3 protein-coding genes are annotated in these 3742 nt (G+C 65.7%); all 3 read right to left on the reverse strand.

Annotation, left to right across the window (positions count from 1 at the left end; translation table 11 throughout):
* The coding region (locus AB4Z47_RS13340; RefSeq protein ID WP_441950743.1) for a hypothetical protein at positions 1-194 on the reverse strand (194 nt) is incomplete at its 3' end.
* Positions 195-203: 9 nt separating this feature from the next.
* On the reverse strand, positions 204-941 hold the full coding sequence (locus AB4Z47_RS13345) for an ESX secretion-associated protein EspG (RefSeq protein WP_441950745.1): 738 nt from the start codon (positions 939-941) through the stop codon (positions 204-206).
* A complete protein-coding gene (locus AB4Z47_RS13350) occupies positions 938-2566 on the reverse strand; it encodes a hypothetical protein (protein ID WP_441950746.1) in 1629 nt (542 codons plus the stop codon). Before AB4Z47_RS13350 ends, AB4Z47_RS13345 begins: the two co-directional genes overlap by 4 nt.
* Between the last annotated feature and the right edge of the window lie 1176 nt (positions 2567-3742).

Genomic DNA, 3742 nt, shown 5'->3' on the forward strand with positions numbered 1-3742 from the left:
CCGAACCCATTCACATCGAAAGATAGAAAGCCGCTACCACTCTCACCAACAGAAGACGTGATATCACTCAACACCCCCTCGAACTCCGCCAACGCTCTAGCGGCATCCGTCGCAGTCGACCCCTCGATCGAAAACTTCTTACCACCACCACCGCCGACGACCTGCCTCGCCAGCCGCTGCCACACATCAACCATCCCACAACCTCACCCTCGCTCCTCCTGTATTGCCGTAACGACGTGGGCGATCGCATTGTTGATCGCTGCGGTCATGCGGCGGACATCCGCGCCGGTGGCGGCAGGTGGGCGTCCGGTGATGACGTAGCGACCGTCGTCGAGGAGATCGCACCAGCGCACGGTCCGGCTGCTGATGCCGCGCGGTCCGAATGCGGAATGGCCCTGAATCACGGTGATGGTCCCGGTCGTGACGGCAGGCAGCGCCAGAAAACGCCTGGCGCGGGCGCGGATGATGTCACCGTGGTCGACATCGCCCTCGGGCAGCACGATGTCACGATGCCTGCCCGGACCGACCATCGGCAGCGCGTCGACGACGGTTTTCGCGAGCTCCAGCGCGTCGAGCTCGGTGATCGTGTATCCCCCGCTGTGCCAAATGGTTTCGCCGGGAAGCTGGGTCACGAGGTAGCCGGTGCTGCCGAGCCGGCAGGCGTGCAGCCGGATCTGACCTTTCGGGTTCTCCGGATCGGCCGGACTGCGGCCGTGCACCACCACGCGGATGTCGGGCCTGCCGAGGGCGGCCAGCACCGGGTCCAGCGCGGCACCGTGGTTGGTGCGCGCCTGCGTTGCGGCCTGTCGTAGCTCGCGTTCGGAATCCTCGAGCAACTCTGTGCGCGAGGTGTATAGCAACGGCTGTGGCAGCTGTTCTTCCCCCGTCGCTGCCCAGGCCGCGGCGAACTCGAGATCGGTGAGCTCCCAGGTTCGCCTCATCGGTCCACCACTGGCCGGTACGACGGGGGTAGCTGACCGATTGCATCGCCCAGATGCTCCTCGGAGTTCAGGTACTCGGCGGACTTGTGCTCCTTGTCCTCCTCACGGTCGCGGCGCCTTGCCGCCGGCGCGGGAGCACCGGGAGAACCGGGCACCCCGGCACGTGGGCCGGCGCGACCCGCTGGCTCCACCGAGGGCGTCCCGGCTCGCGGGAACAGCTGTGCCGCAGGTCTCTTCGACAGTTCTCCGGCCCGCGGGCCGCCGCCCGCTGAACCGCCACCGCCCAACCCCCGGCCACCGGTCGGACGGGGGGTGGGGCGGGCAGTTGACGGTGCAGGTAGCCCGGCCGCACGCGGTCCGCCACGGCCGGCCATGGCCTGTGGGTCGCGGGCGCCCATGAAAGCTGGATCCGCAATCCCAGATCTGGCGTCCTGGCCGAGGTCGCGTGGCCGGTCGGCAATCCCGGCCGGATAGTTGGACAGGCCGTCGGGTTCGAAAGGCTGCGTCCCGTCGACATCCGGACCGGTTGGGAGTCCCACTTCTGGTCCGACATCGTCGAGCGGGCGGGTGCCCGGGATGAGGTGTTCATCCTCCGAGCGGATGCGAACCCCTGTAATGCGGTCGTCTGGAATGGTCACGGGTGCCGTCCCGTTGCGCCGTTTCGTGGGGTCGGTGCCGTCGGTCACCGGCGACACCGGATGCGGCAGCGGGGGTATGCCGGACGTGCTGCTCTGCAGGCCGGAGGTGTAGTTCAGCTTCATGAGCATTCGGAGGGCCCACAGATCGCCGGACTCGAGGTCCTGCTGTTGCTGCTGGGTCAGCTGAGCCGGGTTCGGCAGGTCTTTGAAGACGTTGTAAGCCCGCTGCAACACCGCCGCGGTCGTCGACAGTTTGTCTCCCACACCCGTCATCGCGGTGTCGAGGGAGTCGATGTCCTTTATGTACCGACGAATCGCCTTGCGCGCCGCGTCCGCTCCGCCGCCCTCCCACACGACGGTCCCGCCGTGCTTGACGTTCGTCACCCTATCGAGCACCGCCTGGTAGTCCTCGAACCCCTCCCGCACATGGCCGGACACCTTGTTCCACATCTTCTGGGCGTTGATCACCGAATACCAGTTGATGCTCGTCCCCCACTCGTAGAGCTCTCGGTAGCTCTTGCTCATCGGATCCACCCAGCGGATCGCGACGCCGTCGGGAGCCATACCGGGCCGGTAGGCCGTGGTCAGCGTGCCCGAACCCAGCAGCTCCTTTTTCGACGCCGACAACGTCTTCGGGCGGATCTTCGCGAACTCCTCCGCATTGATGACTTCGGTGTTGTGGTAACGCGCCCCGACGGCCCGGAACGCGGCGGCTTGGTCGTCGAGCACGGCCAAGTGCGAGTCCAGGACTCCGACCAGTTCCTCGGTGGCCTTGCTGTGAAACCGCGCCGCCACATCGCTGCCATCACGCACGCCGCTCACGGGAGCGAACGAGTCACGGGTCGCGAGCTGCTGGACTCCCTTCAATTGAGCCACCAGATCCCGCGCGCCATTCATGAGGTCGACGACCGTCTGCCGGTCGAACCGAAGATTTCCCGCCCGGGCGCCGGACGCCACCTTCCCCCACAAATAGTCGTCGCCAGCCATGTGTTCGCCTCACTTCACGAGAACACGCCGCTCTCGCACACCCTCCAGATTCGCGGCTTCGATCCGTGGGCGGATAGTAGGGACATCCCTACATCTCGACGTAGGAATGAGCACCGACAACTTGGCCAGGGCCGACGCGGCCGGTCCAGCGGTTCTGATGCGCCCACGGCGGGACAGACCGATCCGTTCGCTCATTAAGAGCGGCTGCGAGCGCTCGGCCCTGCAGTTCGGAATGTCCTGAATGGTCGCGAGGTATACAGAGTCCAGCGTTATCACGATGTCACGCGGGCGCCGGTCGATGCTGCGCGCACAGCGACACGCTGGGCCGGATCTCGTCGTGTAGTTTCAGGGCGCCGCGCACCACCCCGGTTTCGATCTGTCCGAGCATCGACGCCAACCACCCTGCGGTGCGATGTGAGGGAGGAAGGGCCTGTTATCCCGCCATCGCTTCCCTGACTGGCTCCGCCTTCCTGCCGAGCAGGGACAGGACGATGCTGCGCTGGATGCCGCAGAAGCCGGGCGCGTACCAGGAGCCGAACGACGGCAGGTCGATTCCTTCGGTTGCTTCCGCCGCCCGGCCCCGCCGCGTGGAGGGCACGCATGGTAGCGCTTCGACCCCTTGTGCCGCAAGCAGTTCCGCGTTGATAGCCGTCGTAGACGGGCAGCAGTGACCATCGCCCTCGCCGACTCGAACTCTGGCGCCACATTCACCGAAACTGCTGGGACAGCGCCAGTTTCCGCAGTTTGTAGCACGCTCGTCTCGTCCACAATTGTCCACTCGGGGCATACCCCTCGGTGTGCGCAGCATCTGTCCGCGCGGGGGCGTATGTCGGCCACGACCTGAGTGCAGGAGGCGGTGGGATGACGAACCGGTCGTGGCTCGATGACGACCACCGCTCCGGATCGGTTCAGCACATCGACGGCACCACGTCGGCGCTCGATGAGAACGGGTATCTCGGTCGGCGGGAGGACCTGTTGAAGCAATTGTTCCACCCTTGCCGATTTTCGAGAGCGTCGAGCACCCCTGTGCACTTCCAACATGTTCCAGGTTTGCGGCCTCACCAAGTACCTACCAAATTCGCCTGCACCTCGGATCCAGCATCGGCTTCCTGCCCGTCGATCGATGAGCAGATCGAATGGCTTCCCAGCATCGAAGAGGGGTGAAAAGAAAACGGC

The sequence above is a fragment of the Nocardia sp. 2TAF39 genome, from assembly GCF_052114905.1.
Lineage (GTDB): Bacteria > Actinomycetota > Actinomycetes > Mycobacteriales > Mycobacteriaceae > Nocardia.